The sequence below is a fragment of the Halobacillus massiliensis genome, from assembly GCF_900166625.1.
Taxonomy (GTDB): domain Bacteria; phylum Bacillota; class Bacilli; order Bacillales; family Halobacillaceae; genus Halobacillus_A; species Halobacillus_A massiliensis.
Genome location: NZ_LT800499.1, coordinates 747,864 through 768,571, shown reverse-complemented (window position 1 = coordinate 768,571; position 20,708 = coordinate 747,864). Strand labels below are relative to the sequence as shown.

Annotated in this window: 23 protein-coding genes; 9 read left to right on the top strand and 14 right to left on the bottom strand. The window is 41.6% G+C overall.

The window, feature by feature from the left end:
- The first annotated feature begins 646 nt into the window (after nucleotides 1–646).
- The gene (locus B7E06_RS03800; RefSeq protein WP_082232740.1) at nucleotides 647–2,140 is read left to right on the top strand and encodes a potassium/proton antiporter; all 1,494 of its coding nucleotides are present in this window, start codon (nucleotides 647–649) and stop codon (nucleotides 2,138–2,140) included.
- A 42-nt stretch (nucleotides 2,141–2,182) separates the two neighbouring features.
- Here the strand turns inward: B7E06_RS03800 and B7E06_RS03795 are convergent, their stop codons facing one another.
- The 3 genes from B7E06_RS03795 to B7E06_RS03785 are packed head-to-tail and all read right to left on the bottom strand — an operon-like array spanning nucleotide 2,183 to nucleotide 4,497.
- Nucleotides 2,183–2,647 (bottom strand): thioesterase family protein, encoded by a 465-nt coding sequence (locus B7E06_RS03795; RefSeq protein ID WP_082232739.1) that lies wholly within the window; start codon nucleotides 2,645–2,647, stop codon nucleotides 2,183–2,185.
- 12 nt (nucleotides 2,648–2,659) lie between these two features.
- The gene (locus B7E06_RS03790; protein ID WP_082232738.1) at nucleotides 2,660–3,604 is read right to left on the bottom strand and encodes a 3-hydroxyacyl-CoA dehydrogenase NAD-binding domain-containing protein; all 945 of its coding nucleotides are present in this window, start codon (nucleotides 3,602–3,604) and stop codon (nucleotides 2,660–2,662) included.
- A gap of 2 nt (nucleotides 3,605–3,606) precedes the next feature.
- Entirely contained in the window at nucleotides 3,607–4,497 is an 891-nt protein-coding gene (locus tag B7E06_RS03785; protein ID WP_082232737.1) for a beta-keto acid cleavage family enzyme, read from the bottom strand.
- A 344-nt stretch (nucleotides 4,498–4,841) separates the two neighbouring features.
- Between B7E06_RS03785 and B7E06_RS03780 the strand changes: the two genes are divergently transcribed.
- Nucleotides 4,842–6,392: a BCCT family transporter gene (locus B7E06_RS03780; RefSeq protein WP_082232736.1), complete on the top strand. Its 1,551-nt coding sequence runs from the start codon at nucleotides 4,842–4,844 to the stop codon at nucleotides 6,390–6,392.
- Between the two features lie 49 nt (nucleotides 6,393–6,441).
- Here the strand turns inward: B7E06_RS03780 and B7E06_RS03775 are convergent, their stop codons facing one another.
- From B7E06_RS03775 to B7E06_RS03760, 4 genes are all read right to left on the bottom strand, one after another.
- Nucleotides 6,442–6,987 carry a TetR/AcrR family transcriptional regulator gene (locus tag B7E06_RS03775; RefSeq protein ID WP_082232735.1) on the bottom strand — a complete coding sequence of 182 codons (546 nt, stop codon included), beginning with the start codon at nucleotides 6,985–6,987 and terminating at the stop codon, nucleotides 6,442–6,444.
- Nucleotides 6,988–7,190: 203 nt separating this feature from the next.
- Complete coding sequence (locus B7E06_RS03770) at nucleotides 7,191–7,769, bottom strand: GNAT family N-acetyltransferase (protein WP_082232734.1); 579 nt, start codon at nucleotides 7,767–7,769, stop codon at nucleotides 7,191–7,193.
- A gap of 12 nt (nucleotides 7,770–7,781) precedes the next feature.
- Nucleotides 7,782–8,870 (bottom strand): threonine synthase, encoded by a 1,089-nt coding sequence (gene thrC, locus B7E06_RS03765; RefSeq protein ID WP_082232733.1) that lies wholly within the window; start codon nucleotides 8,868–8,870, stop codon nucleotides 7,782–7,784.
- A 24-nt stretch (nucleotides 8,871–8,894) separates the two neighbouring features.
- Nucleotides 8,895–9,710, bottom strand: a complete 816-nt coding sequence (locus tag B7E06_RS03760) for a lipid II flippase Amj family protein (protein WP_082232732.1) — start codon at nucleotides 9,708–9,710, stop codon at nucleotides 8,895–8,897.
- Between the two features lie 282 nt (nucleotides 9,711–9,992).
- Here B7E06_RS03760 and B7E06_RS03755 point away from each other — a divergent pair, with 282 nt between their 5' ends.
- Nucleotides 9,993–10,496 carry a hypothetical protein gene (locus B7E06_RS03755; protein WP_082232731.1) on the top strand — a complete coding sequence of 168 codons (504 nt, stop codon included), beginning with the start codon at nucleotides 9,993–9,995 and terminating at the stop codon, nucleotides 10,494–10,496.
- Between the two features lie 35 nt (nucleotides 10,497–10,531).
- Nucleotides 10,532–11,059, top strand: coding sequence for a GNAT family N-acetyltransferase (locus B7E06_RS03750; RefSeq protein ID WP_245807664.1), 528 nt, complete (start codon nucleotides 10,532–10,534; stop codon nucleotides 11,057–11,059).
- Nucleotides 11,060–11,100: 41 nt separating this feature from the next.
- Here the strand turns inward: B7E06_RS03750 and B7E06_RS03745 are convergent, their stop codons facing one another.
- The 7 genes from B7E06_RS03745 to B7E06_RS03715 all read right to left on the bottom strand — a co-directional run bounded on the left by B7E06_RS03745 (nucleotide 11,101) and on the right by B7E06_RS03715 (nucleotide 16,702).
- Nucleotides 11,101–11,370 (bottom strand): adhesin, encoded by a 270-nt coding sequence (locus tag B7E06_RS03745; protein ID WP_082232730.1) that lies wholly within the window; start codon nucleotides 11,368–11,370, stop codon nucleotides 11,101–11,103.
- A gap of 18 nt (nucleotides 11,371–11,388) precedes the next feature.
- Nucleotides 11,389–12,336, bottom strand: coding sequence for a thioredoxin-disulfide reductase (gene trxB / locus B7E06_RS03740; protein WP_082232729.1), 948 nt, complete (start codon nucleotides 12,334–12,336; stop codon nucleotides 11,389–11,391).
- Between the two features lie 17 nt (nucleotides 12,337–12,353).
- The gene (arsA, locus tag B7E06_RS03735) at nucleotides 12,354–14,123 is read right to left on the bottom strand and encodes an arsenical pump-driving ATPase (protein WP_082232728.1); all 1,770 of its coding nucleotides are present in this window, start codon (nucleotides 14,121–14,123) and stop codon (nucleotides 12,354–12,356) included.
- 12 nt (nucleotides 14,124–14,135) lie between these two features.
- Nucleotides 14,136–14,507, bottom strand: a complete 372-nt coding sequence (gene arsD / locus B7E06_RS03730; RefSeq protein ID WP_082232727.1) for an arsenite efflux transporter metallochaperone ArsD — start codon at nucleotides 14,505–14,507, stop codon at nucleotides 14,136–14,138.
- Nucleotides 14,508–14,595: 88 nt separating this feature from the next.
- Nucleotides 14,596–15,018 (bottom strand): arsenate reductase (thioredoxin), encoded by a 423-nt coding sequence (gene arsC, locus B7E06_RS03725; RefSeq protein ID WP_082232726.1) that lies wholly within the window; start codon nucleotides 15,016–15,018, stop codon nucleotides 14,596–14,598.
- 31 nt (nucleotides 15,019–15,049) lie between these two features.
- Nucleotides 15,050–16,345 (bottom strand): arsenic transporter, encoded by a 1,296-nt coding sequence (locus tag B7E06_RS03720; RefSeq protein WP_082232725.1) that lies wholly within the window; start codon nucleotides 16,343–16,345, stop codon nucleotides 15,050–15,052.
- A 12-nt stretch (nucleotides 16,346–16,357) separates the two neighbouring features.
- Nucleotides 16,358–16,702: an ArsR/SmtB family transcription factor gene (locus B7E06_RS03715; RefSeq protein WP_082232724.1), complete on the bottom strand. Its 345-nt coding sequence runs from the start codon at nucleotides 16,700–16,702 to the stop codon at nucleotides 16,358–16,360.
- Between the two features lie 172 nt (nucleotides 16,703–16,874).
- On the opposite strand from B7E06_RS03715, the gene B7E06_RS03710 reads away from it, so the two are divergent.
- From B7E06_RS03710 to B7E06_RS03695, 5 genes are all read left to right on the top strand, one after another.
- The gene (locus B7E06_RS03710; protein ID WP_082232723.1) at nucleotides 16,875–17,195 is read left to right on the top strand and encodes an ArsR/SmtB family transcription factor; all 321 of its coding nucleotides are present in this window, start codon (nucleotides 16,875–16,877) and stop codon (nucleotides 17,193–17,195) included.
- 48 nt (nucleotides 17,196–17,243) lie between these two features.
- On the top strand, nucleotides 17,244–17,642 hold the full coding sequence (locus tag B7E06_RS03705) for an ArsI/CadI family heavy metal resistance metalloenzyme (protein ID WP_082232722.1): 399 nt from the start codon (nucleotides 17,244–17,246) through the stop codon (nucleotides 17,640–17,642).
- 12 nt (nucleotides 17,643–17,654) lie between these two features.
- A complete protein-coding gene (locus B7E06_RS21710) occupies nucleotides 17,655–17,813 on the top strand; it encodes a hypothetical protein (protein WP_179133939.1) in 159 nt (52 codons plus the stop codon).
- A 132-nt stretch (nucleotides 17,814–17,945) separates the two neighbouring features.
- The gene (locus B7E06_RS03700) at nucleotides 17,946–18,182 is read left to right on the top strand and encodes a hypothetical protein (RefSeq protein WP_082232721.1); all 237 of its coding nucleotides are present in this window, start codon (nucleotides 17,946–17,948) and stop codon (nucleotides 18,180–18,182) included.
- A 538-nt stretch (nucleotides 18,183–18,720) separates the two neighbouring features.
- A complete protein-coding gene (locus B7E06_RS03695; RefSeq protein ID WP_082232720.1) occupies nucleotides 18,721–20,619 on the top strand; it encodes an LTA synthase family protein in 1,899 nt (632 codons plus the stop codon).
- The last annotated feature ends 89 nt before the right edge of the window (nucleotides 20,620–20,708 follow it).

The following is a 20,708-nucleotide window of genomic DNA, read 5'->3' as shown; positions in this document are numbered from 1 at the left end:
CGCGATTTTGGTGAATTGGCCGCTATCTAGGGATTTAGCCGCGATTTTAAAAGCTTACCCGTGACTCTTTAAATTTACCCGCGATTTACCTCCTTACACTGAAAAAGTGCACCAAAAAAGGCGTCGGGGGACGCCTTTTTCTGTTGCTTCCGCTTAAATTATTTGCAGATAGAGAAGACTCTTTAATTTCTTCATTCTTCTCGAATTGATATAATAGAAAATGGAGACTATGTAAGGGAGGGAAGAAATATCCGAACACTTGTGATTATGATTGGGATGCTGTTGATCTGTTTTTCCTCGATCACTTATCCTAATGAAAAAATAAAATGGTTAACGTCCAGCTCACAAACAGATGAAACCCTTTCAGCTGTGCGTACGCTGGCTGATCACTCTGTCCTTGTGAATCAAAAGGTTTCTCTTCCACTCCCGAAAGATCCCAAGCCTCTATTCCACTTTCCTGATCCCTTTATGTATACTCAAGTATTTTCATCAGAAAATTTTAAAAACCCTCGGGTTAAGGAAAACTCAGAATTCACCTTAGCGGTTTACTATCAATCCAGCTACACATAATATATTCTCCGGTTCGCCGCAGCTGTTTTAATAATTTAATCTATTAATAATCACAAAGGAGAATCATACTACAACTATGTTTTTTAATGCTTTTGGAACTGATGCTTTTTTACTTCTCGCTGCTTTTTTGCTTTTTAGCGGTATTCTGGCTGCAAAATTTTCGAACCGGTGGGGTGTCCCTGCTCTTATTCTGTTTATCATTGTAGGAATGCTAGTTGGGAGCGATGGCCTCGGAATCGTGTACTTTGATGATGCCGGTACGGCTCAGCTGATCGGTGTGTTCGCCCTTGTGATTATCCTTTTTGAAGGGGGTCTTCATACGAAATGGGCAACGGTACGCTCAGTTGCTCTCCCTTCATTATCGCTGGCTACACTTGGAGTCTTATTTACTTCAGGGATTATTGGATACACAGCATACCTGATTTTTGATTTAACTTTGCTTGAAGGTCTGCTCCTCGGGGCTATTGTCGGCTCAACCGATGCAGCTGCAGTTTTTGCAGCACTTAAAGAACGGAACATTAAGGCAAAAATGGGGGCTACCCTTGAAGCCGAATCAGGAACAAACGATCCTATGGCCGTGTTTTTGACCTTATCCTTTATCGAGCTTATTACAATACCGGACCGTTCCATTTGGATGCTGATCCCTACCTTTTTCCTGCAAATGGGAATTGGATTAATCTTAGGTATTGTTTTAGGAAGACTGGCCTCTTTCTCTATTAATAGAATCAGACTAAGCTCAAGCGCTCTCTATCCTCTCCTATCTGTCGCTTTTGCTCTTCTAACTTATGGAATCACTGCTTTTATCGGCGGAAGCGGCTTCCTGGCCGTTTATGTCGCTGCTCTTGTCGTTGGGAACCGGGAGCTGACCTATCGTTATTCTATTTTCCAATTTAACGAAGGATTTGCCTGGATGGCCCAGATTGCTATGTTTATTATCCTTGGGCTGCTCGTCTTTCCTGACCAGCTTTTCTCTGCAGAAATTATGATCAATGGGATTATATTATCTCTTGTGTTAATTCTCTTAGCACGGCCAATCGCTGTATTTATCTCATTGATTCAAATGAAATACTCATTTAAAGAAAAGATATTTATTTCTTGGGCTGGCCTGCGTGGTGCAGTACCAATCGTATTAGCGACCTTCCCAATAGTAGAAGGGTTGGAGAACAGTCAAACGCTTTTCAACATCGTTTTCTTTATTGTTCTGACTTCCGCCTTAGTACAAGGCTCCAGCATTTCCTGGATCGCTAAAAAGTTAAACCTTGTTGGCCCGAAAAAAGATGTACCCCACCATTCCATTGAGTTAATTTCTATGGGAAAAGTCGCTGCTGAGATGATTCAATTTCAAACAAATGAAGAATCTGCTGTTGTCGGCCAGAAGCTTCGTGAACTTTCGCTGCCTAACCGTGCCAACATCAATGCGATTATAAGGGACAATCACGTCATTACGCCTTATGGAGAAACTGAGATTAAAGCAGGTGACTTTTTATATATATTGGTTGAATCCAAATATAAAGAGAAGCTTACGAAACAATTAGAACAAAAAAGGACACAGAGTAAAGCGGCTCCTTAAATATTTTAAAAAAGACAAACAGCCACAGCTGTTTGTCTTTTTTTACTTCCTTCTAATTCCGATCGTACGTCCTGCCTGCTTTGGTATTTCTAAATTTGCCTGAGTTTTATAAAAATCGGTAACGGTGTCAGCTACTTCCTGAGGGAACGGTGCACCGCGCCCTTGCTTTTGATCAATCCCCATTAGCAGTTCCTCTAATGTGGCCGTAGTTTCGCCCTGCTTATTTTTCATCTTTAAAAAAAGGTGAATTCGTTTAGAATCATAATCAAGAAGCTGTGGAGTAACCTCAAATTCTTCTCCTTCTTTCATCTCCTGCAAATAACATGTATGGGTTTCTAAAGTAAAAATAGTATAATTCCACTTTTTTCGTGCTTCTTCACTCAAACCGATGTAATCAATAAAAGCGTCCGTTGCCAAACTGAATGCATGATTATATTCCGCATCATTCATATGACCGTTATAATCGACCCATTCAGAAGGGACCGTTCTATTAAAAGAATAAGTCATCTTTCGTCCTCCTTACTTATGAGTTTTTACTGTTTCCTGCGGCCAGTATTCCTGGACAAGATCATAAAGGCGGATGAGGAACTCGTTTCTGTTTCGATCAAGCTCAGCCATTGTCATTCCGTTCGACTGTTCTTCGCATCCTGTCACCACTTTATTATAAAGTTCATCTGTCAGCTCAGGAGCTTCAAGCTTTGTCCAAGGTTTTTTCAAGGCTGGACCAAACTGCTTCAGCATGTGACGCATCCCGCCTTCTCCCCCTGCAAGATGGAAAGTTAAGAATGGCCCATATTGAGCATAACGGAGTCCTGCACCGTGAGTAAATGCTTTATCCACTTCCTCTGTTGTTGCAATTCCTTCGTTCACAATGTGAAGAGATTCTCTCCAGATCGCCTCAAGCAGACGATCAGCAATATGACCTTCAATCTCATGACGTACGTGGAGAGCACTCATCTTCATACTTTCATAATAAGTCTTTGCCTTCTCAATATTGTTACTGCTTGTCTGCTTTCCTGGTACAATTTCCACTAACGGCAGGATATAAACCGGATGGAATGGATGAGCAACGACAAAGCGTTCTGGATGCTGCATGTTTTCCTGCAGTTCAGACGGCTTGATGCCGGAAGTACTTGAGCCGATCAGTGCATCTGGTTTGGAATAATAGTCGATGTCCTTCAGTACTTTCTGCTTCAATTCTTCAACTTCCGGAACGTTTTCCTGAATAAAGTCTGCTTCTTTAACCGCTAGTGATAAATTTTCAGTAAAGGTTAAGCGGTCTTTGGATGCTCCTTCTGCAAGGCCGAGGCTTTCCACGTATGGCCACGCGTGTTCAACCGCCTGACGCATGCGTCCTTCCGCACCTTCTGCCGGATCTGTCGCGATTACATCATGGCCTTGTGAAAGCATACGGGCTATCCAGCCATTACCGATAACTCCTGTTCCTACTACTGCTATTTTCATACTTATTTTCCTCCCCGTGGATTTCTTAAGTTGTAAAATTCGCGTGCTTCCTCGGGTGTCATTGGCTCAAGGTCCATACCTTTAAGCATAGTCACGGCTTTGTCGACAAGCTGTTCGTTCGTTGCCGGCACTCCTTTAGACAAGTAAATGTTGTCCTCCAGGCCGACACGGATATTTCCACCAAGCATCGCTGTCTGTGCCGCAATGGGCATCTGCATACGACCAATACCAAATGCGGACCAGTGCGCATTCCCCGGCAGACGGTTCTTCAGATAAAGAATGGTTTCTGCATCTGCTGCTGCTCCCCATGGAATACCAAGACAAAACTGAAACATTGGATCGCCATCAATTAAGCCTTCCTGTACAAGCTGATTAGCAAAACGAAGATGACCTGTATCAAAACATTCGAGCTCAGGCTTTACACCACTCTCTTGAATCATTTTCGCCTGATCACGAAGCCAGTCGGTCGGACTCATGTAAATCATATCTCCAAAATTTGTGCTGCCGCAGTCTAATGTACACATTTCCGGGAGCAGCTCTCCTACCGGCTCATGGCGTTCTGAAGGGGTTTGAATATCTGTACCATCTCCACCGGCGGCAGGCGTGTTTAAGCTCGGGATAAAATCTCCTCCCCCACCGGAAGTAATATTAATGATCACATCTGTTTCAGACTCGCGAATACGGTCAACGATTTCACGATAATGGTCAACATTATGGCTGATACCTCCTGTTTCAGGGTCACGTGCATGCACATGAGCAACTGTCGCTCCCGCCTTAGCAGATTCAATCGCAGATTCTGCAATTTCCTTTGGTGTCACTGGTACGTTTGGATTTTTTTGAATCGTGTCTCCTGCGCCTGTAACTGCAGAAGTTAGCAAAACTTTATGTTTCATTCAAAAGATCCTCCTTTGAATAGATATTTGTTCAATGATTGAAAGTATACCAACCAGACTGTTTATATTCAACCATTCCTTCTAAAATTCTCCCTGCCTTTTTAAAACAGCTGCTGCCCAGCTTGTATAAAGATAGACATATAGAGAAATTCAAGCAATTATATATGAAATTAAATGATCACTATTGAAATTTAGTATAAAAGCCTTATAAATCTATTTATCTCTTATATGATTACATATCCGCTTCTAAGCTACCCAATCCTCACTTTGAATAAAAACCGTCTGGATAGTACATTTTTAAATGTTGTTACTAAGCAGCGGAATTTAATAAGGGGGAATGTGTTTTGAGTAAACATCTCATAGACTGGAAAACTTTTTTCGGTGCACTGTCATTGCTCGTGATTGTGGCTGTGCCATTAATTCTTTTTCCTGTAGAAGGTAAGGAGATTGTATTAGCGGTAAACGATATCATGACACAAAGAGTAGGGTTCTTGTTTTTATCTATAGGTTTAATCATGCTGCTCTTTCTTCTATTTATAGGAGTCAGCCGCTATGGAGATATTAAACTGGGAGATAAGAAGACGAAGCCTGAATTCAGAACATCATCGTGGGCCGCCATGCTGTTTACAAGCGGAATTGGAACAGGAATACTTTACTGGGGCGCTATTGAGTGGGCGTATTATTATCAAAGCCCTCCTTTTGGACTTGAGGCTGGCACGAAGGAAGCAATCCAATGGGCGTCCACTTATGGCTTCTTCCATTGGGGCCCGATCGCATGGGCGATGTTTGCGATCCCGGCTCTGCCGATCGGATATATGTTTTTCGTTAAAAAGGTGGATGTATTTAAAGTGAGTGAAGCCTGTCGACCCGTGCTTGGAAAGTATACAGATGGTCCGGTAGGAAGAATTGTAGATGTACTATTTATGTTCGGACTTTTAGGAGGAGGCGGAACAGGACTTGCTCTGTCTGCACCTATCATTTCTGCAGGTTTAAACAATTTGTTTGGCCTTCCGGATAATCTTGCTACACAAACCGTGGTGTTATTTATTTGTACACTGATCTTTGGGTTTAGCGCTTACTCAGGTCTGCAAAAAGGCATTCGCCGTCTCAGTGATATAAACCTTTGGATGGGTTTTGTTCTGTTAATCTTTATTTTCTCTGTCGGTCCTACAACCTTTATGATGGAGGCGACCGGAACTGCGCTTGGACGGATGATGGATAACTTCTTTACGATGAGCCTTTGGACTGAACCTTTTAATGATCTCGGCCCGTTTGAGCGCACAGGTTTCCCTGAAGGCTGGACTGTCTTTTACTGGGCATGGTGGATTGTTTATGCTCCGTTTGTCGGCATGTTTATCGCACGTATTTCAAAAGGCCGTACGATCCGCCAGGTCATTTTTGGTACGATTGTTTTTGGAAGCCTGGGAACCATTCTGTTCTTTGGCATTCTCGGTAATTTCTCCATGCATCTAGAATTGACCGGACAATATCCTGTGATTGAAGTCATGAACAATCAGGGAGACGCAGCAGCGATTGTCGGCACTTTAACACAGCTGCCGTTCTCCAAAGCAGCTATTACAATCTTTACTTTGCTGGCCGTTGTTTTTCTTGCAACCACTTATGATTCTGGTTCCTATGTCATTGCTTCCGTTACACAGAAACATGTCGAAGGAGAGCCCGTCCGGTGGAATCGTTTGTTCTGGGCATTAGCCCTATCTGTCCTTCCGATTACGTTTCTGTACCTCGGAGGATTAACGACATTGCAGACAATCAGCATTATCGGAGGTTTTCCTTTATTATTTATTCTGCCGATGCTCGGCTGGTCCTTTGTCAAAATGGTCAATCAGGATCGCGAAGCAAACGAAGGAAAGGAAGACAAACGAGATGCCTCGTAATAATGAGAGAATAAAAAAGTCATCGGCCATTTACCGGCCGATGACTTTTTTAATAATCATTTGAATATGTCAACTCCTGGAGTCGTTCCAGCACTTTTTTTCTTAAACTCGGATTCAACGGACCGAGGCCAAAGATTTCGGACAGCCACAAACCATCAACAGCAAGCCTGAGAATGGTGGCATCCACCTGGTCTATCCCATCATGCTCGATATGATTCTGCCAGTCTGCATATGTATCTTGTAATGGTTTGAGCAGCTTAGGATTAATGCCCTGAGCTGCCAGCATACCAGCGCTGATCGTTTCATTCTCCACACTCTTTGCATGCATTACATTAATGAAAGACCGGGCCCACTTTCCGTTGTCATCTTCTTCCTCTTCTACAAGAGATTCTACATTATGCCGGTAAATATCATCCATATGCTGCACAAGCCCCTTAACGAGCGCTTCCTTAGTAGAAAAGTGATATAACAGTCCACCCTTACTAACTTCTGCGCACTTGGCAACGGCATCCAATGTTAATGCATCACTGCCTTTTTCCTTCACAATTTTAGCGGCAGCTTCTAAAATCTTTTCCCGCTTCGATTCTCTCGGCATGATCATTCCCTCATTTATCAAGACGTTTTTTCCTAATAGTATCAGTAGTTTTCACGTTTTTCAATTGTCCAACAGGAAGATTTCCCCTTCCCATTTTTGCAACAATTCATCACACTAACATTTTTGATAAATATAAAAAGATTAGAATTTCAGTAAGTTATAAAATAATGGACGATTGATGACATTACAAAAGCAAACCATCATTATTTCTTATTATTTCCTTCATTTATAATAGACTGAGAAGCAAACCTGGCCATTAGAATCGTATCATAATACTTACCATCAGAAAGCCGTTTGTCTTTCTTCAATCTTCCTTCGATTTCAAATCCTAAATTTTTATAAAGCTCTATCGCTTTATTATTGGTTTCCAGTACACTAAGCGTCATTTTCTTAAGATCGATAGAGTCTACCCAGCGTATCGATTCTTTTATCATGTTCTTTCCGATTCCATTTCCCCAATATTCTTTTAAAATTCCGATACCAAATTCAACTTTATGTATCGTTCTTTTTAAGTTACTGCTTTCACATCTTGAAAAACCGACGACTTTCCCACTTACATCCGCTACTAAAAACAAGTGATGATCAAGTTCTGTGTCTCTAGTAATGAGGTCTTTAAAACCTTGCTCATCAATATACCCTTCTCCTTGTACTCTATCGAGATACTCGGTTTCTCCATCGATTTCCAGCCTCACTTTGGCGAGACTTTTGGCATCAGATTCTACGGCTGATCTAAGGGTATAACATACTTTTTCTCCCTGATACACTTTAGGCTCAATTTTCAAAGCAGCCTCTCCTTACACTTTTATTCCCGCGCCGCAAAGAGGAATAATTACTTTTTCATTCATACTGCGATTATACTTTAAAAATCCTGCATAATTGGCCGCTGTTGTCGGCTCCACGTAAAAACCTTTTCCCGCTAATACTGACCGGGAATGGGCAATCTCTTCTTCATCTACTGTAAGGAATTGTCCATCTGTTTGACGTACAGCTTCTAAAATAGTGGCTGCTCTTGCCGGTCTGGCAATGGCGATTCCTTCAGCAAGAGTCCCCGTATTTTCAACTGGTAGAGCCGCTTGCTCTCCACTGGTAAATGCTTTAGCAATCGGTGCGCAATTCTCTGCTTGAATTGCTATAATTTTTGGCAATTTATCAATCAGCCCGTTTTCCAGCAGCTCTTTGCATCCATAATAAACGCCCAGCAGCAGTGTTCCATTACCCACTGGAATAATGAGCGTATCCGGCATTTCATCCAGCTGCTCCCATATCTCATAGGCGTACGTTTTTGTCCCTTCATAGAAAAAGGGATTATACACATGACTTGCATAGAATTTCCCTTCTTCCTCAACGGCCCGCTTAGCTGCTTCGGCTACATCTTCCCGTGATCCTTTAACGACACGAATATCGGCCCCATGTGCTTTAACTTGAGCCATTTTCTTATCAGAAGTTCCTTCACCTAGAAAAATGTCACACGAAATATTCGCTCGCTTTGCATAAGCCGCAATCGCTGTTCCGGCATTTCCGCTGCTGTCGGCAATGACATGCTCTACCCCCATTTCTTTCGCTTTTGAAATTAGTGCGGCAGCCCCGCGGTCTTTAAATGACAGTGTAGGCATCATGTAATCTACTTTTACTTGAACATTCTCTTCTAAAGGAATTAAGGGAGTGTTCCCTTCCCCCATCGTTATGTTTTTCCAAAAGGTTCGATCAATTGGCATGGCTGCATTGTAACGCCACATCGAAGGAGTATTCTTATCGACCATAGAGGCAGAAAAAGATACATTACCTTTTATAAGGTCGAAAACTCCCCCGCACGTACATTTCCAAATGTACGGATTAACTTTATAAGTCGTTCCGCAAGTATGACATTGATAGTGGACGTTCATCGAAAACATCTCCCTTTCTGCTTACTAAACGATAAATTTCGTAAACCAGGCAATGTATTCCGCTCCTGGAATGAACAAAAGCTGAGCGAGCAGTGTGCCAAGAAAACGTGAAGCTACCATCATTAAGGAGACATTTTTCAATTGTAAATAATCTCCTCGTTTATTAATGACATCATCGGCCATAACCGAGATTTTGGGGTCTATAAAAATAACTAGTAATATCGTGGCGATTCCATTAATTAATCCAGAGGCCATTATTGCAGTCGATGCCCGCTCTGGCGCCAGAAGAGCAGCATACAGCGCAGACAGGACCCCGATCGTGTAAATCGAAGTAACGACCATATTGACGAGAAACAAACGTTTAGGTATCTGCTTAAATGATATCCCTTTTAAATATTTACTTGAAGGCCAATGCATCTGGTGAAGCCCGCGTTTAATATATTCCATTGAAAAAATAGTTTTAAATAAGGAGGGAACTGAACCTCCCTTTTTTGATAAATGAATGATCGATCGTGAGAAGAGGGCAACAAACGTTGGGAGCAGTACCATTCCGAGCAGAGTACCGATAGTTGATGCTCCAATTATGAGACGATACTGACTTTCCACAAAACCTAGTGTATTTGTACTTGACGCTGTATCAACAAGGCTCCCGGTAAATGGCTGCTGCATCATATTGGCCATCCTTGAGACAATTACCATTAAGTTAAACAAAGAGAGAGCGGAGGCGATCAGCCCCACTCTCGCTCCAGATAGCCGCACAGCATAGGCTAATGTTTCAATCGTATGGATGATTAAAATAAACAGCGCGATGTAAATCACTTTCTCAGTTATAAACTCCATCGTAAGCCTTCTTCCCAATATCTATAATATGGAAATTTTATCATAGATGCAGGAAAAAAATATGTAAAAAATAAGTATTTACTCCCCTTCTGAAAAATGCAACGTCATCTTTCTCTCCTTGTCGACAATAATTTGTTCGTTCTTATTAAGCGTAATTTTCAATGGATATACCGACACCTTCTTATTTGAAAAGATCCATCTACTGGTTTTTGATCTCTTGTTTTCATGTTACAATAAATCACCAAATATTTCCTTACGGCTAACTATTGGAGGTTCTCTATCTTGGGAAAAGTTATAGTTTTCTTTTGTTCGTTTCTTCTATTAACTGCATGTCAATTTGGGGACGACAGCCCGGACAAAGAGGTCATCGATGAACTTAATCCACGACCTGCCGTTTCTTTTACTTATGAAGGTGAAGAAATTGATGCAAAAGATGTAAAAAGCTGTTTTAGAAATAAATGTGCAGATGAGGGAGCTGTGACCGGCAATCTGAGCCGTAATGATTTAACACGTGGACTTGATACGTCCGAAGTTAAAAATGGAGATTCCATAAAAGTTGAAACTCAGGGCATAGAGCCATCGGAGGCTTCCTATTCCAACATGTTTACACGCGGAGGAGCAAGGAGTTCAGAGGACCATATACTTGAAAGAAGAGAAATCGAGGTCAATGGCACAAATAAAGAAGATGGAAAGGAAAGTTATGTTATTTATTTAGAATGGACGAATGAAGAAGATGAATTTCTTGGATCTATGACCAAAGCGTTTGAGATTGAAATCGTAGATTAGTTGTGTCTTAATTTGCCTATGAAGGGACGATGAGAATGACAGCTTTTGAACAAAAATTTCAAGTTAACGAGATGATCTTAAACCAAATGAAATATGAGGATTGGCCGCAAGTCCGGAATATCTACCTGGAAGGCATTCAAACAGGCCATGCCACCTTTGAGCAGGAAGCTCCATCTTGGTGTAAATGGGACGCCAGTCATATGGTAGACGGGCGCATTGTGGCTCGAAGAAAAGGAAGAGTCATTGGATGGGCGGCTTTAACTTCAACTTCGAGCCGCTGTGTTTATTCAGGAGTAGCGGAAGTCACCGTCTACGTGGCATCTGATTATAGTGGTCAAGGAGTCGGTAGTGCTCTGCTCGAAAAGCTGGTGGATGAAAGTGAGAAGTTAAATATCTGGACGCTTCAGGCAGGCATCTTTCCCGAAAATAAGGCAAGTGTCGCCGTGCACAGAAAAGCTGAATTTGAGATCGTCGGCTTGCGTAAGCGACTTGGGAAAATGAATGGAGTGTGGAGAGATGTCCTGCTGCTTGAAAGAAGAAGTGAAACAGTGGGAATCGATTAATGCAAAAAGGAGGCTGCCCGTGTAGACAGCCTCCTTTTTCTCTAGCAGCAATTACTTAAGCCTAATAATACAAACTGCTCTCCTTGTTTATCTAACGTGACCTCTTTCACCAAATCCTCTACTTGAGGATCGATAGCCAATTGGATGCCATTAACTTCCTTGATTTTATCTGTATCTTGAGCAGATTCTAGAGATAGACCTATTTGCGGCCCGCAGCAGCCTCCGCCTGCTGAGAAAAGTCGAACACTTTCTGCTCCCTGTTCTCCTAATAGATTAATTAACGTTCCCTTCGCTTCCTCAGTAATCTTCATTTATTGAGGCCTCCTCTGTTATAGGGTTTGACTCCAGTCGTGTACAGCTTCACCTTCGAGAAATCTTTCTGTATCCATTGCAGCCATACATCCGGTACCAGCCGCTGTGATCGCCTGTCGATATTTCTGATCCTGTACATCCCCGCAGGCAAAGACACCTGGAATATTTGTATTCGTCGTTCCCGGTTCTACCAGAATATAGCCTTTTTCATCCATATCCAGTTTCCCCTTAAGAAATGCTGTATTGGGATTATGACCGATGGCTACAAATATACCATTGGTCTCAATTGTCTCCTCCTCCCCTGTTTCATTGTCTCTTACCTTAAGCCCGGTAATTTTCAAGTCGTCTGATACCATTTCAACGGGGGTTTTATTTAAAGCCCATGTTACTTTTTCATTACTCTTAGCACGATCCTGCATAATTTTGGAGGCTCTTAGTTCCTTGCGACGATGAACGACTTGCACTTCGCTTGCAAATTTAGTCAGGAAGTTAGCTTCCTCCATTGCCGAGTCTCCTCCACCGACAATGATGACCTTTTTTCCTCTAAAAAAGAAACCATCACACGTCGCACATGTGCTGACCCCTTTTCCGATGTTCTCTTTCTCCCCTGGGATTTCAAGCAGTTTAGCTGATGCTCCCGTTGAGATGACTAACGATTCAGTTACGATCTCTCCCAATCCATCTACAGACAGTTTGAAAGGCCGATTTGCCACATTTACATCCGTTACCCATCCTCGTTTAAACTGGGCACCAAACCGCTCCGCCTGCTTTCTCATATTATCCATAAGCTCAGGTCCCATAATTCCTTCAGGAAAGCCGGGAAAGTTTTCTACTTCTGGTGTCAGTGTTAGTTGCCCCCCAGGCTCCGGCCCTTCAATGACCAGGGGATTCATGTTCGCTCTTGCCAGATAAACAGCAGCAGTCAGACCAGCCGGTCCTGTGCCTAAAATCACTACTTTTTCCATAATGATGCCTCCAAAAATTAATGTGTAGTTAACTGCTTCAGCTTTGAATAGCCAATACTCTCTTCAATATTCCATGGAATAATATAAGCTTCTTTCGTCAGCTTCTGAACTTCCGTAATCCATTTGCCTTCTGTACTTGCCCGGCCTGACAGTACAGGATCTTTCGTCCCTGCTTCATACAGGCTTTGGTTTATCACCCAGCACTCAGGCTTAATACGCGCCCTTTCCAAATCCTTTTGTAATCTAGAGGATTCAAGAACTGGGGTTGCTTCAGCTAATGTCACAATGACAACACTGGTTTCTTGAGGGTTTCGCAGGCGAGGAAGCAATTCTTTCACACTGTCCGGAACCTCACCGGTGGAGCGCGTAAGTTCCTTATGATAATCCTCCGCTGACTCCAAAAGAAGCAATGTATGTCCGGTGGGAGCTGTATCTATGACTACGATTTCATCCTTACATTTGGCCACTTGTTCGGCAAAGGCACGAAAGACAGCGATTTCTTCTGTACAAGGGGATTCGAGATCTTCTCTCAAGTAGTCTAAAGCATCCTCATCGAGACTATCGCCTGCTTTTCCCAAGACTTCTTCTTTGTACTTGTTGACTTCTTCCTTGGGATTAATCGAGCTGACCGTTATCCGATCATTCTCCGTTTCTCCAGAAAAGATATATTTTAAATGGGAAGCCGGGTCTGTTGTCGTTAAATGTACGTTATGGCCTCTTTCTGCCAAGCCGACAGCCAGCGAGGAAGCTACCGTTGTTTTTCCAACACCGCCTTTGCCCATCGTAAAAATGACTTTGCCCGGGTTGTTAGAAAGCTTTTCAACGAGATTCCCTAATTCAGGCAGCTTGCTTTTTACCTCTACCTTCTCTTCTGCTTGAGCGGGTAAGTCGTATTGCTTAAAGAGATGTCGAAGACTCCCATATCCCGTTAAGTTATAAGAAACGAGCGGGAGGGAATAGATGACTTTCTGGTTCAGTTCAGCCGGCATACTCCGAAGTGCTTTTTGCTGACGATTGTAATAAGCGGTTGAGATATCGTCTTCCGGCAGATGAGATCTCAATAGTCCATTCACTATAAGAAGCTGGTTGGTTACTCCGATGTTTTCCAGCTCCTGTGCTGAACGGTTGGCCTCTGCTAACGAAGCGGCTTCCGGCCTAGTCACTAAAATCAACGTTGTTTTCTTGTAGTCTGACAGCTCTTCCACCGTCTGTTCATATAGCTTCTTCTTTTCCTTCATGCCGGATAAAGGCCCAAGGCAGGAGGCCCCGTGAGTGCTCTCCTCCAGGAACCCATTCCAGGCTGTTGGAAGGTGAAGAAGCCTTAATGTATGGCCGGTAGGGGCGGTATCAAAAATAATATGATCATACTGACCGCTGATTGAACTGTCAGAAATGATGCTGGCAAATTCATCGAACGCAGCCATCTCGACCGTACAAGCTCCCGATAATTGCTCCTCCATACTTAAAATAGCTGACTCCGGCAATAGTTCCCGGTAAGGACCAATTACCTTTTCACGAAGCTTTTCAGCTGATTCTTCCGGATCGATATTTGAAGCGAATAAACTCTCTACACCTGGAACTGATACGGGTGTGTTTGTCAACTCAACTTCCAATACATCCTGCAGGTTGGAGGCTGGATCTGTACTTACGATCAGAACTTTTTTGCCTTGATCAGCTAAGTGGATCGCGGTCGCGCATGCTGTTGATGTCTTACCGACCCCTCCTTTACCCGTGAAAAATAAAAACTTCGTCTTCACAACGGTATTTGGATTAAATGGTTGATACATATTTCTCACATCCTATGATTTCAGCTGGCTTATATCTATAGTTACAGGGTTCTGCTGAGGCTTTTTCTTTAACTCTTCTGCTTCAATTTCAAACCATTCGGACAGCTGAGCATTTGAAGGATATTTAGATTCCAACACGATTTCCCCATCCAGCAGGACAATAGGAAGTGCTTCAGCTCCCTTTTCGCGAAGAAAGTTGGTTACTTTTGGATTTTCCGTGAATTTCCCAGGTTCATCGGCTAGATTGTATCGTTCAATCGAAAAATCTTTTTTCTGTAATGAAAAAACAGCGCTGGCTACTCGTGTTAATTCCGGATCAACACTTGGTCCACACACACCTGTAGAACAGCACATCGCCGGATCATAAATCTCAAGCTTATTCATTATTACCCCTCCACAACTAAATAATTATATGCTTATATATAAAATAGTAGAGCAGCCAAAACTTCCTATGTTTTGGCTGAATCCTCTTTTATTTACCCGTTTCAGCAAAGCTCTGGATTCGATCACTAATCTGGTCACGGACACGCTGGAAAACCGCCCATTTTTCTTCATCTGTTCCTTCCGCTTTCGCCGGATCGTCAAATCCCCAGTGGAAACGAGTCACGTGCGGAGGTGTCATTGGACATTTGTCATTGGCATCGCCGCAAAGTGTGATCGCATAGGCCGCGTTATTTAAAATGTCCGGATCGATAATATCAGAAGTCTGGTCAGAAATATCAATATCCACTTCTTTCATCGCTTTAACCGCATTAGGGTTTAAGCCGTGAGCTTCAATGCCGGCAGAGCGAACCTCATATTTATCTCCAAGATATTTCTTCCCAAACCCTTCAGCCATTTGGCTGCGGCAAGAGTTTCCTGTGCATAAAAAGTATAAAACTGGTTTTTTTGTCATGTTGATTTCTCCTTTATGGTAGATAATAAATTTAGATGATCAGCAGCCACAGGTAAAGGCCGACTAACGTAATAAATAGGGTAGGCACTGTTAAAATAATTCCCACTTTAAAGTAATAACCCCAGGAGATTTTCACTCCTTTTGTAGAAAGCACGTGCAGCCAAAGCAGTGTCGCTAAGGAACCGATCGGTGTAATTTTTGGTCCTAAATCTGATCCGATTACATTTGCGTAGATTAAAGCTTCACGTATCGTGCCTGAAGTACTCGTTTCAGCGATAGCTAAAGCATCAATCATAACGGTCGGCATGTTATTCATGACCGATGACAGGATTGCCGCAATAAAGCCCATCGAAATGGTGGCTGCGAATAATCCCTGATCCGCTGTGTATTGAATAATACCAGCTAACACATCGGTCAACCCGACATTACGAAGACCATAAACAACAACGTACATCCCAATCGAGAAAAATACAATGGCCCAAGGCGCACCTTTTACAACTGTGGTAGTTTCAACAGCTGAACTCCTTCTTGCCATTATTAAGAAGAAGATCGCCACAATACCAGCGATGATAGATACTGGAATTTCAAGCGGCTCACTTGCAAAATAGCCGATAAGCAGTACAGCAAGAACCGCCCATGATAATCGAAACATTTTATGATCCTGAATGGCCTTCTTCGGTTCTTGAAGCTGACTTAAATCGTAGTCCGCGGGAATGCTCTTCCTAAAGAACAGGAACAACACGAGAATACTAGCTCCAATTGAGAAGAAATTCGGAACGATCATCCTTGATGCGTATTCAATAAAACCAATCCCAAAGAAGTCTGCAGATACAATATTCACTAAGTTGCTGACAATAAGCGGCAGTGAAGCTGTATCAGCAATAAACCCGCTTGCCATTATAAACGGCAGAATCATCGTTTCTTTAAAATTGAGGTTTCTTACCATAGCAAGCACAATCGGTGTCAGGATTAATGCTGCCCCATCATTTGCGAACAAAGCTGCTACAACGGCTCCGAGAAGAATCACATACACAAACATTTTCTTCCCGTTTCCCTTAGCAATACGGGCCATATGTAAAGCGGCCCATTCAAAAAAGCCAATTTCATCAAGAATTAAAGAGATGATAATAATCGCTATAAAAGCGAGCGTGGCATTCCAGACAATTCCCGTCACATCAGCAACATCCTGAAAATTAACGACACCAAATAGTAAAGCGAGTATAGCTCCCCCACAAGCTGACCAGCCGATTCCTAAATTTTTCGGCTGCCAGATCACTAATACTAATGTTAAAAGAAAAATGAGACTTGCAATAATCGCCAAATCCAAATACACTCCCTGTTAGTCACATTGGATCCGTAATCCCTCTTGTTCCAATGCCCTTAATTTCTCCTGCTGATCAGGTATCTGTTCTAAAATGTGCAGAATGAGCGGGTATGTTTCATGAGAACGGTTCATAGAATAAAAAATCCACTGTCCTCTCCGCTGTTCCTTAACAAGACCTGCATCTCGAAGCTTTCTCAGGTGCTGACTCACAGAAGGCTGGCTCATTTGCAGCACTTCTACAAATTCACAAACACAACACTCACTATCCTTGATAAGCCCTAAAATCGTTAAACGCGTTTTATCTCCTAACAGCTTTAATGACTTAGCGGCATCTTCTAACTCAATTACTGTTTTCTCCATTCCATCACCTCACCTTTCGATCACCATCATTATATTAGCATATACTTATATATGCAACAACAAATCTCTTTTATTCATTAATCAATTTTTTTTGATTATTTAACATTGACTTTCTGCATAGACTGAAATATGCTTAATACATCAAAAAAAATTGATGTAAGGAGGGAATGATGTGAATAAAGAACTTCCTTTAACTGATGTATCTTTAGAAAGTACGTTTAGTAAATATGAAAAAAAATTTAAGGCTTTAGCTGATCAGAAACGACTTCATATTCTTCATGAAATTACTGAACATGGCGAGGTATGTGTGTGTGATCTCTCTGAAAAACTGGAACTCCCTCAATCCAAACTGTCCTACCATTTAAAGATTTTAATGGATGCCGAGTTGATTGAGAAAGAGACGAGAGGGACATGGAGCTACTACACCTTAAATCATTCAGAAATCAACCATCTGTTATCCGAAGAGCTTTGCTGTTTGTTCCGTCGTGATTAATTTTTTTATTTAATAAATCAAAAAAAATTGATAAAGGGAGAAATGGTAATGAATATTCATATTGGCTTAAATGTGGCAGACCTTGAACGATCAATAAAGTTTTATAATAAGGTCTTTGATGAACCTCCAATAAAACAAAAAGCCGACTATGCGAAATACTTACCGAAGAACTTACAGCTCAATTTCACATTGAATGTGCGCCCGAATGTAACAGGAAACCAGGTGGGACACTTTGGAATTCAAGTCGAAAAACAGGAAGACATAGACCATCATAAGCATCGCCTTGAGAAGCTTGGATTTTTCACGCGGGAAGAAAAAAATACGAACTGCTGTTATGCCCTGCAGGATAAATTCTGGATTACTGATCCAGACGGCAATGAATGGGAATTTTTTTATACGAAGCAGGATGCTGAAGAAGTTACAACTGAACGGCATTGCTGCAGTTGAGGAGGATTAATTATGTTTAACGTTTATGCCATGGCTAAAAGGATCGAGGAATTGAAGGAAAATCCAGAGGATATTATAGAAATCTCCAAACTGAAAAAACCGTTCACTCTATATAAGCTAAACTCTAAAAAAGTTAACAAGCCAGCAGTCTGCTGTACATCCTGCTGCTGAGAATTCCCTCCTCAAAGTCTTTGGCTTTGGGGATTGAAATTTTTTAACAAGATTGGTAAGGTTTGAAAGGAAGTTCATCGTTAAGAATTACATAAGTGTTTTCACATGTTGAAGAGGAAAGGGGAGAATAATATGAAAAAAGCTGTACGATTTGCAATGGCTTTAGCCGCTGTACTTGTCTTAAGCTTTGGAAGCTTTACGGGTACAGACTATGTGAACGCAGCAGAGCAGTCATCTAAAGAAATGATGGGCTCTACTTCTTTTGGGGGGTCCTATAAGGATGGCGAAGTTGGATTTCAGGCTGGCTGCGCTCTTTCCGAATGGCTCGGCTGGTTTGAATGCCATGAATCTCAAGTTGATTGGAAGTAACATATAACATCGAAAGGACTGCTGATATGGCAGTCCTTTCAATCTTTAAAGACTAAACTGGTCGCCTCATGCTTTTACCTTCTAACACTTCTTCATATATAACTTGAGCTCTTCCGGAACATATCCATCTACAACCGCAAGGCAGGTTTAAAAATATAGCTTTGATGAATACTGAAAATAGGACAACAAGTCGTTATCCAATGGATGTGTTCACTTAAAGAATCCCCTTTACTAAAAGCTCACTTACTATTGAATGTTCAGCTGGTCATAAGGTGAATGTTAATCCATTTCCACACTGTTCATTTCCTAAAAAAGTAGCTCATCCTTTGAAACCGCTATTTATGAACATTATGTGATATCTGTTGCAATTTTCAGCTTTATAACTTACTCTATTAGAATTATTTTAAAAAGGTATATGTTAATTATTAACATTGAATAAAATGATGATCTCTTCGGTTAAATATGGCGATATATAGTTTTTAGCTGCTCCTGAAGGCACATTATAGAGACTTAAATATATATCATTGGAGGTTATGCCATGTTTAATAAATTGAGAAGCTTTTTTAGTTCTAAAAAGAATATAACTTATACAGTAGTTATTGCCATGTTCTGGCTGAAGATGACATTTATTCAAGGCGGAGTATTTGCTTTAAATATGGAAAATATAAATCAATCGGCGATCCTTGCCTTTAATCCTCTCAGCAGTATTTTCCTTTTATTTGGACTGGGGATCTTGCTGGCCGGGCGTAAAGGGCTGCTTGGCGCCTATATCATAGGTTCTATCCTATTATATGCAAATGTGCTATTCTACCGGGAATATAATGATTTTATTACGATTCCGATGCTCGGTCAGGCAGCTAATCTCGCAGGACTTGGCGGCAGCATATCAGACATTCTCTCAGCATCTGATCTCCTGCTGTTTGTCGATGTTTTTGCAGCGATTTTTCTCTTGTTTTATTTAAAGCCGTCACGTTTCCAAAGCTTTATGCCTAGACGAAAAGAAGGCTTAATCATGGCTATGATTGCCATTCCTTTATTTATCGTCAACTTAGCTTGGGCTCAGACTGAACGTCCAGAGCTTCTGACTCGTGCTTTTGACCGGAATTTATTAGTGAAGAATATTGGGGTACTGGATTATCATGTTTACGATACGTTGGTACAAGGTCAGACAAAAATGAAGAAGACCTTTGCTGACAGCAATGAACTGGTGCCGGCATTGAACTATATTAACGAGAAAAAGGTAGAGCCGAATTCTGAAATGACAGGAGTAGCAGAAGGGAAAAATGTGATTGTTTTATCCCTTGAAAGTACGCAGACCTTTGTCGTTGATAATACATTAAACGGTGAAGAACTTACTCCTTATTTTAATGACTTAAAAGAAGAAGGAGCCTATTTTTCAAATTTCTATCACCAGGTAAAACAGGGACGAACTTCAGATTCAGAATTTTTGCTGGATAACTCATTATACGGGCTGAACCGTGGGGCAGCTTTTTTCACCCATGCTGGAAATGAGTATGAAGCTACTCCTGAAGTACTTGGAGAGAATGGTTATACCTCAACTGTTATGCATGCCAATGATGGAACATTCTGGAACCGAAATACTATGTATGATTCCCTTGGTTATGACGAATTTTTTGATAAAGAAGATTATGATGTGACGGAGGATAAATCCTTCGGCTGGGGCTATTTAGACGAGTATTTCTTTAGTGATTCTCTTGATAAGATGGAAGAATTGGACCAGCCGTTTTATAACAAGATGATTACATTAACGAATCATCACCCGTTTACACTTCCTGAAGAAAAGAAACTCATTGAAGAAGGAGATACGTCAAGCGGTACATTAAATCGTTATTTCCAAACGATCCGTTATCAGGACGAAGCGTTAAAGCAATTCGTTGAAGACTTTAAAGCTTCTGATCTTTACGATGATACCGTGCTTGTTATTTATGGCGATCACTTCGGAATTTCTGAAAACCATCAAAAAGCGATGGGAGAATATTTAGACAAAGACATCAATGATTATGAGCAGTTTCAGCTTCAGCGTGTCCCTCTCCTAATGATTGGAGAAGGTATTGAGCCTAAAGAGTATGACACGCTCGGAGGACAAATTGATTTACGTCCGACCATTATGAATATGCTCGGTGTACAGGATGAAAACCCTGTACAGTTCGGACAAGACTTATTTAGCGAAGAACGCGATGAAATGGTCATTACACGCGATGGCAACTTCGCAAATGAAGATTATGTCGGTGTCAATGAAGCCTGCTATGACCGTGAAACAGGTGAAGAAGTAGAAGCAGACTTGTGTACGCCTGGGTTTGATGAAGCCGAAGAAGAACTCGGTTTATCCGACTCCATCGTATATGGTGATCTTCTTCGCTATCTTGACGAAACAGAAATGATTGAGGAAAAAAGTAGTAACAACACAGACAAATAATTAAGATTCGGCTTGCAAAGAAACCTATGTTTCTTTGCAAGCCTTTTTAGATTTAGCCGGAACTTATAAAAAAGCATACCTTTAAGTTA

Bases quoted from the DNA above. Each gene is read 5' to 3' on its own strand.
- B7E06_RS03785 (WP_082232737.1), bottom strand. From the start codon at position 4,497: ATGAAACATAAAGTTTTGCTAACTTCTGCAGTTACAGGCGCAGGAGAC.
- B7E06_RS03750 (WP_245807664.1), top strand. From the start codon at position 10,532: ATGACAGCTTTTGAACAAAAATTTCAAGTTAACGAGATGATCTTAAAC.
- arsA (WP_082232728.1), bottom strand. From the start codon at position 14,123: ATGTATCAACCATTTAATCCAAATACCGTTGTGAAGACGAAGTTTTTA.
- B7E06_RS03775 (WP_082232735.1), bottom strand. From the start codon at position 6,987: ATGCCGAGAGAATCGAAGCGGGAAAAGATTTTAGAAGCTGCCGCTAAA.
- thrC (WP_082232733.1), bottom strand. From the start codon at position 8,870: ATGAACGTCCACTATCAATGTCATACTTGCGGAACGACTTATAAAGTT.
- B7E06_RS03705 (WP_082232722.1), top strand. From the start codon at position 17,244: ATGAATATTCATATTGGCTTAAATGTGGCAGACCTTGAACGATCAATA.
- B7E06_RS03700 (WP_082232721.1), top strand. From the start codon at position 17,946: ATGAAAAAAGCTGTACGATTTGCAATGGCTTTAGCCGCTGTACTTGTC.
- B7E06_RS03760 (WP_082232732.1), bottom strand. From the start codon at position 9,710: ATGGAGTTTATAACTGAGAAAGTGATTTACATCGCGCTGTTTATTTTA.
- B7E06_RS21710 (WP_179133939.1), top strand. From the start codon at position 17,655: ATGTTTAACGTTTATGCCATGGCTAAAAGGATCGAGGAATTGAAGGAA.
- B7E06_RS03800 (WP_082232740.1), top strand. From the start codon at position 647: ATGTTTTTTAATGCTTTTGGAACTGATGCTTTTTTACTTCTCGCTGCT.
- B7E06_RS03715 (WP_082232724.1), bottom strand. From the start codon at position 16,702: ATGGAGAAAACAGTAATTGAGTTAGAAGATGCCGCTAAGTCATTAAAG.
- arsC (WP_082232726.1), bottom strand. From the start codon at position 15,018: ATGACAAAAAAACCAGTTTTATACTTTTTATGCACAGGAAACTCTTGC.
- B7E06_RS03745 (WP_082232730.1), bottom strand. From the start codon at position 11,370: ATGAAGATTACTGAGGAAGCGAAGGGAACGTTAATTAATCTATTAGGA.
- B7E06_RS03695 (WP_082232720.1), top strand. From the start codon at position 18,721: ATGTTTAATAAATTGAGAAGCTTTTTTAGTTCTAAAAAGAATATAACT.
- trxB (WP_082232729.1), bottom strand. From the start codon at position 12,336: ATGGAAAAAGTAGTGATTTTAGGCACAGGACCGGCTGGTCTGACTGCT.
- arsD (WP_082232727.1), bottom strand. From the start codon at position 14,507: ATGAATAAGCTTGAGATTTATGATCCGGCGATGTGCTGTTCTACAGGT.
- B7E06_RS03790 (WP_082232738.1), bottom strand. From the start codon at position 3,604: ATGAAAATAGCAGTAGTAGGAACAGGAGTTATCGGTAATGGCTGGATA.
- B7E06_RS03795 (WP_082232739.1), bottom strand. From the start codon at position 2,647: ATGACTTATTCTTTTAATAGAACGGTCCCTTCTGAATGGGTCGATTAT.